4 protein-coding genes and 1 pseudogene are annotated in these 6,550 nt (G+C 70.2%); all 5 read left to right on the top strand.

Annotated features, from left to right (window positions below; translation table 11 throughout):
- Positions 1–620 (top strand): annotated as a pseudogene (locus ABD056_RS22280) (hypothetical protein); the annotation flags it as partial.
- 71 nt (positions 621–691) lie between these two features.
- A complete protein-coding gene (locus ABD056_RS22275; protein ID WP_343870433.1) occupies positions 692–1,624 on the top strand; it encodes an ATPase, T2SS/T4P/T4SS family in 933 nt (310 codons plus the stop codon).
- Positions 1,618–3,408: a type IV secretory system conjugative DNA transfer family protein gene (locus ABD056_RS22270; RefSeq protein ID WP_343870431.1), complete on the top strand. Its 1,791-nt coding sequence runs from the start codon at positions 1,618–1,620 to the stop codon at positions 3,406–3,408. Before ABD056_RS22275 ends, ABD056_RS22270 begins: the two co-directional genes overlap by 7 nt.
- Positions 3,398–3,616 (top strand): hypothetical protein, encoded by a 219-nt coding sequence (locus ABD056_RS22265; RefSeq protein WP_343870429.1) that lies wholly within the window; start codon positions 3,398–3,400, stop codon positions 3,614–3,616. Before ABD056_RS22270 ends, ABD056_RS22265 begins: the two co-directional genes overlap by 11 nt.
- The coding region (locus ABD056_RS22260) for a zincin-like metallopeptidase domain-containing protein (RefSeq protein WP_343870427.1) at positions 3,609–6,550 on the top strand (2,942 nt) is incomplete at its 3' end. The genes ABD056_RS22265 and ABD056_RS22260, both read left to right, overlap by 8 nt.

Here is a 6,550-nt window from a genome sequence, read left to right as displayed (position 1 = left end):
ACATCACCACGCCCAAGGGCCGGTACGACTTGAAGGTGGCCGAGGTGCTGCCGGGCACCGAGCAGCATCCTTACGTGTTTGATCGGAACATCATCGTCCCGACATCCAATGTGTTCTACGAAGGTTGCACCAAGTACGCCCGCACAGAGCAGAGCGAGGTCTGGAAGCGCCCGGTGGGGACGGAATATGTGCGCGGTGTCGGCCCCGGCCCGCACCAGAACATGGGCCATGCATGCACAGTGGAGCGACCGACGCAGCCGCAGCACTGGACGCTGATAGCGCATCGTGGGGCGGCTGAATACTACGACCCTAGCATCTCCTTTCGGGTCTGCGAGTACTCGGGGTCGCTGAGAACGGTGCGGGAAGACGGAGTGGTGGTCGCGAGCGCTGCGGCGACAAAGTTTGAAGCGGCGCACGATGCCACAGCAATAAGTTACCTCGGCACTCCGCAGTATTACAGCGCCAGCGCTCCATACGGGATAGGTGGCGCCGGCCTGTTCATTACCTCTGCATATTCCCCCCACCAGACTCCGTTTTTCCCCGGGGCTCCCAACGGCGGCGCATGCGGAGCGCCCCAGCAGGCCACGGTGACGACGTGGCTCGGCCAGCTCGGGTGGTGACCATGACGGCCATCCACTCGCTTCCGCACCCTCACTCTCCCCACCAACCCGGCCGCTCCGGCGGCGAGGTGATGCGGCGCCTGCTGGCGCCGCTCGCCCACTACTACAGCGACGCGGCCACCGTCGAGATCCGCATGAACCGGCCGCACCAGGTGATCACCGAGCGGCGCGGCGTCGGCAAGCAGGCCCACGAAGACGCCCGCCTGAACCGGGCGGCCATCGAGCGCATCGCCCGCTCGCTCGGCAATGCCAGCGGCACCGCCTTCGACGGCGAGGAGCACGTCAAGCTCTCCACCGTCCTGCCCGGCGGGCACCGCTTCGAGTGCCTGGTCGGCGCCAGCGTGCAGAGCGGGCTGTCATTGGCGATCCGCTGCAAGCATCCCTTCACGCCGACCTGGGAGCAGTGGGGCGCCACGCCTTTCGTGCGGGACTACTTGACGGCCGCCGTGGCGCGCGATGCCAACCTCATCGTCTCGGGCGCCACCAACACCGGCAAGACGACGCTCCTGAACATGCTGCTGGCGACGCTGCCCGACGACCGCCGGGTGGTGGCGGTGGAAGACACACCGGAACTGCAGATCGGCCGGTTCTGGGACGGCAACGGGCTGCTGGCCGCGCGTGAAGCCAACACCGCGACCGGCATGGTGGGGTGGCGGGAACTCTACGACCACCTCATGCGCATCACGCCCGATCACATCCTGTTCGGCGAGATCTCGACGCAGAACGCCTTTGCGGCCCTGGCGGCGCTCAACAGCGGCGTCACCGGCTTCATGTGTACCATCCACGCCGAGAGCCCCGAGCAGGTCATTCACCGCAAGTTCACCCAGAACGTCGCCTGGGCCGGCGCGGTGATGCCCGACATCCCCGAGTACCTCAGCGACTTGGTCGACGTGGTGGTGCAGATCAAGCGCACCACCACCGGCTTCCGCCACATCACCGACATCTGGGAGGTGCGCGAGGGGCGGTACGTGTTCCGCGATGGGCGGGAGGTGGCGGCATGCTGATCGCGGCGCGCGTCCTGTTCCTCCTCGTCTTTGCTGCCACCCTCAGCGCCATCGTCTGGCAGTGGGGGAACCAGATTGGCTTCGACGCGACCGATAGCCGCTGGTGGGTGTGGCTGTGGAAGGCTGGCACGCATCCGGCTGGCCTGCCGGCGGAGATGACGCGCAGCGCCTACCTGACGGCCATCGCGGGCGTGGTGGCGATGGGCACGGTGGCGGCCGCCGTCACCTTCGCCCGCAATCGCACCCGGCATGGCGGCGTCCGGTCGGATGCCTTGCACGGCTCCGCACGCTGGGCCACCGGAGCTGAGGTGCGTGAGGCCGGCCTCTTCGCCAAGGCCGGTGTCGTCGCCGGCGGCTGGCGTCGCTGGTTCGGCGCCTGCACCCTGCACCACGATGGGCCTGAGCACGTCCTCTGCTTCGCCCCGACCAGAAGCGGCAAGGGCGTCAGCCTGATCCTCCCCACCCTCCTGTCGTCCTGGCGCCACTCGGTCCTGGTGCTCGACATCAAGGGCGAAAACTACGCGCTGACCGCCGGCTGGCGGGCAACCCTCGGCCACAAGATCCTCAAGTTCGACCCGACGGCGGCAGAGGGCTCGGCGCGCTTCAACCCGCTCGCCGAGATCCGCGTCGGCACCGGCCGCGACATCGCCGACTGCCAGAACGTCGCCCTCATGATCGTCGACGGCGACGGCAAGGGCCTCAAGGACTACTGGATGAAGGAGGGCTGGGCGTGGCTGTCCACCGCGCTCCTGCATGTCCTCTACCGCATCCGCCGCGACGAGAACCGCACCGCAACCCTGGCGGACGTGAATGCCTTCCTCTCGGGCGTGGTCGATGACGACGACGAGGTGAGCGAGGAAGGCGGCGGCTTCACCTCGCTGCTCGACGACATGATCGCCTTCCACCACGGCGATCCCGTCATCGACGCCGAGGTCCAGCGCGGCGCCAACCGCATGAAGCTGAAGGCGCCGCAGGAACGCTCCGGCGTGCATTCCTCGGCGATCACCGGCATGGCCCTGTTCGCCGATCCGCTGGTGGCCGCCAACACCGCCGCGTCCGATTTCACCGTCGCCGACCTGATGCACGGCGACGCGCCGGCCGCCCTCTACCTCATGGTGCCGCCGTCCGACATCGGCCGCGTCCGGCCGCTCCTGCGCATCATGATGACGCTCATCCTCTCGCGCCTGACGGAGAGCATGGCCTTCGCCGATGGCCGCAGCGTCGCCGGCTACAAGCACCGCCTGCTCCTGCTGCTCGACGAGTTCACCAGCATCGGCAAGCTGGAGATCGTCGAGAAGGCGCTCGCCTACATGGCCGGCTACGGCATCAAGGCCTTCCTCATCGTGCAGGACCTGGCGCAGTTGACCGAGGCCTACGGCCGCGACGAGGCCATCACCGGCAACTGCCACGTCCGCATCGCCTTCGCCCCCAACAAGATCGAGACCGCCAAGGCGCTCTCCGACCTCGCCGGCAAGGCGACCATCGTGCAGCACCGCCGCTCGCGGTCCGGGCGCGTCGGCGAGATCGGCTCCGTCTCCGACTCCCTTTCCGAGACCGCCCGGCCGCTGCTCACTGCCGACGAGGCCATGCGTCTGCGCGGCATCCGCAAGGACCGCTTTGGCCGCGTCCGCGCCGGCGAGGTGCTGACCTTCGTCGCCGGCCATCCCCCCATCCGCGGCGTCCAGCGCCTCTACTTCCAGGACCGCGCCCTGCTCAAGCGGGCGCGCCTGGCGCCGCCGGCTTCCCCTTCCCCCACCGATGGAGACCAGACCGATGCAGCCTGATCCCAAGCCCGAGATCACCCCCGACGACTACCTGAAGGCCGCCGCCGACGCTGTCGGCCGCGCCGCCGGCGACGGTCCCGTCGCCGTCGATCCCGACGTCGCCGACTTCATGGGCGCCTTCGAGGACGACGCCCTGAGCGAGACCGAGGCGCTCGACAGCATCGTCGACTGGCTGGCCGACGGCGCGGAGGGCGCCGGCCATGGCTGACTATCGCGCCGAGGTGGCCGAAGAGATGATCCGCCAGATCGAAGCCGGCACCGCCCCCTGGCAGAAGCCCTGGCAGCCCGGCGTCATCCGCGCCCGGCCGTTCAATCCGGCCAGCGGCAAGGACTATCGCGGCATCAACAGCTGGTGGCTGGAGATGCAGGGCCATGGCGATCCGCGCTGGCTGACCTACCGCCAGGCGACAGCGCTGGATGCCCAGGTGCGCAAGGGCGAGCGCGGCACCACCGTCGAATACTGGCAGTGGACCCGCCAGGTGCCGGAGGTCGACGCCGACGGCAACGAGGTGCTCGACGACGACGGCAAGCCGAAGCTGCAGACCGTGCGCCTCGACCGGCCGCGGGTGTTCTTCGCCCGCGTCTTCAACGCCGAGCAGATCGACGGCCTGGCGCCCCTGGTGACGCCGGCGCCGGCCTTCGAGCCGGTGGCGCGCGCCGAGGAAATCCTCGCCGCCGGCGGTGTCTCCATCACCCACGACCAGAGCGACCGGGCGTTCTACCGCCCGGCCACCGACCGCATTCACCTGCCGGCCAAGGCGGCCTTCGCCGAGGCCTACGAATACTACGCCACGGCCCTGCACGAGCTGGGCCACGCCACCGGCCATCCGAGCCGTCTCGCCCGCACCTTCGGCCCCTTCGGCTCGCGCGACTATGCGGTGGAAGAGCTGCGGGCCGAGATGGCCAGCTTCCTGCTCACCACCGAAAGCGGCCTCGGCCACTACCCCGAGCGCCACGCCGGTTATGTCGAGAGCTGGCTGAAGGTGCTGAAGGATGATCGCAACCTGCTGTTCCGAGCCGCCCGCGACGCCGAGACCATCCGCGCCTGGGTCCTGGAGCCGGAGCGGCGCCAGGCCCTGGAGAGAGGTGCCGCCATGGAGAACGAAGCCGCCGCCGTGCCGACGGTGGAGCCCGCCCTCGCCCCGGTCGCCGCTGCTGCGGCCCCCGCCGTGGCCGCCGATGCCGTCGCCCTGCCGACGCTCGACGGCGACGCCACGGTGACGCTGGAGCGCGGCATGCTGCGCCTCAATCGCCACGGCGGCTCCATGACCTTCGGCGGCACGGCTGTCGCCGTGCGCTGGGCGGTGCAGAACCAGGTGCCCGACGCCGACCTGACGGCGGTGCTGCGCATGGTCGGCGCCGTCAAGCCGCTGCCGACGCCGGACATGATCCCCGCCGCCGAAGGCAAGGCCGTCGCCTTCGCCGGCCCCGGTGACTTCGCCGGCCGCATCGTCGATGTCGGCGACCGCCACATCCTGCAGGAGACGCCCAAGGGACTGGTCCTGCATGACATGGCAGCCCTCGGGTACGACGGCGCCTCGATGGCCGCACTGGTGGCGGCGCAGGAGGCCGGTACGACGGTGAGGCTCACCTACGACAACGACGGCTCGCTCGGCCTTGACGTCACCGCCACGATGGAGGCAGCGCGGCAGGCCGGCACGGCTTTCGACGCGGCTCGCGACTTTGCGCCCGCACCGACGGTAAGTCTGCCGACGCTCGACGGCGACGCCACGGTGACGCTGGAGCGCGGCATGCTACGCCTCAATCGCCACGGCGGGTCCATGTCCTTCGGCGGCACGGCTGTCGCCGTGCGCTGGGCGGTGCAGAACCAGGTGCCCGACGCCGACCTGACGGCGGTGCTGCGCATGGTCGGCGCCGCCAAGCCGCTGCCGGCGCCGGACATGATCCCCGCCGCCGAAGGCAAGGCCGTCGCCCTCGCCGGCCCCGGTGACTTCGCCGGCCGCATCGTCGATGTCGGCGACCGCCACATCCTGCAGGAGACGCCCAAGGGACTGGTCCTGCATGACATGGCAGCCATGGACTTCGACGCCGCGGCCGTTGCGGGCCTGGTCCGGGCGCAGGAGGTCGGGAGTGCCGTGACCTTCGGCTATGGCCCCGACGGCGGCTTGAGGTCGCTGGACTCGGAGCACCACCCGGAGCTGCAGGCCTGGAGGAAGCAAGGCATGGAGAATGGTGAGGCAGCCGAACGCCATTACCTCCAGGTGCCCTACCCCGAGCGCCACGCCGCAAAGGCGGCCGGCGCCCGCTGGGACAAGGAAGCCAAGGCGTGGTACGTGCCGGAGGGCGTCGATCCTGCGGCCTTCGCCAAGTGGGAGAAAGGAGCGGCAACGGCGGAACGACAGGCGCCGGAGACAGCAGCGGAGCGGACGGCGGCGCCGGAGAAAGCTGAGCGCGTCTATCTGGCCGTCCCCTACGCCGAGCGCAACGCCGCCAAGGCCGCCGGTGCTCGCTGGGACCGCCATCGCAAGGCGTGGTACGTCGGCGCCGACGCCGATCCCGCCGCCGTCGCCCGCTGGCAGGCCAAGGAGCCGGCCGTCACCACCGCCCCCGCCGTCGACCCGGTGAAGGAGTTCGCCGACGCCCTGAAGGCCCACGGCCTGGTGGTGGAGGGGGCGCCGGTGATGGACGGCCGCTGGCATCGCGCCGCCGTCGACGGTGACCGCAAGGGCGTGCAGAGCGGCAGCTACCGCGGCTTCCTCGACGGCGTGCCCAACGGCCAGATCATGAACTACAAGGCCGGCAAGGAGGCGGTGAAGTGGGTCGCGACCGGCGCCACCGTCGATCCCACCGAACGGGCGCAGATGCAGGCCCAGGCCGCCGCCCGCGCCGTTCTGCGCGAGGCCGAACGCGCCGCCGCCGCCGAGCGCGGCGCCCAGGTGGCGCGCGGCCTGCTGCGGACCGGCAAACCCTTCGAGGCCGGGACGGAGCATCCCTACCTGCAGCGCAAGGGCATCGTCCCGATGTCGCGGCTGTCCCTCAAGGACGACACGCTGCTGGTGCCCATGGTCAACGTCGGCGGGGCGGTGCGCAACGTCCAGTCCATCGCCGCCGACGGCGAGAAGCGCTATGTCGCCGGCGCCGAGAAGGTGGGGCTCTATCACCCCATCGACCCTGACCGGAT

The organism is Caenispirillum bisanense (assembly GCF_039523075.1).
GTDB classification, from domain to species: domain Bacteria; phylum Pseudomonadota; class Alphaproteobacteria; order Rhodospirillales; family Rhodospirillaceae; genus Caenispirillum; species Caenispirillum bisanense.
The sequence above is the reverse complement of the archived record's forward strand: the minus strand, read 5'-3'. Positions and strand labels throughout refer to the sequence as shown.

Excerpts from the sequence above, each read along its gene's own strand:
- ABD056_RS22275 (WP_343870433.1), top strand. The coding sequence starts at position 692 with ATGCGGCGCCTGCTGGCGCCGCTCGCCCACTACTACAGCGACGCGGCC.
- ABD056_RS22270 (WP_343870431.1), top strand. The coding sequence starts at position 1,618 with ATGCTGATCGCGGCGCGCGTCCTGTTCCTCCTCGTCTTTGCTGCCACC.
- ABD056_RS22265 (WP_343870429.1), top strand. The coding sequence starts at position 3,398 with ATGCAGCCTGATCCCAAGCCCGAGATCACCCCCGACGACTACCTGAAG.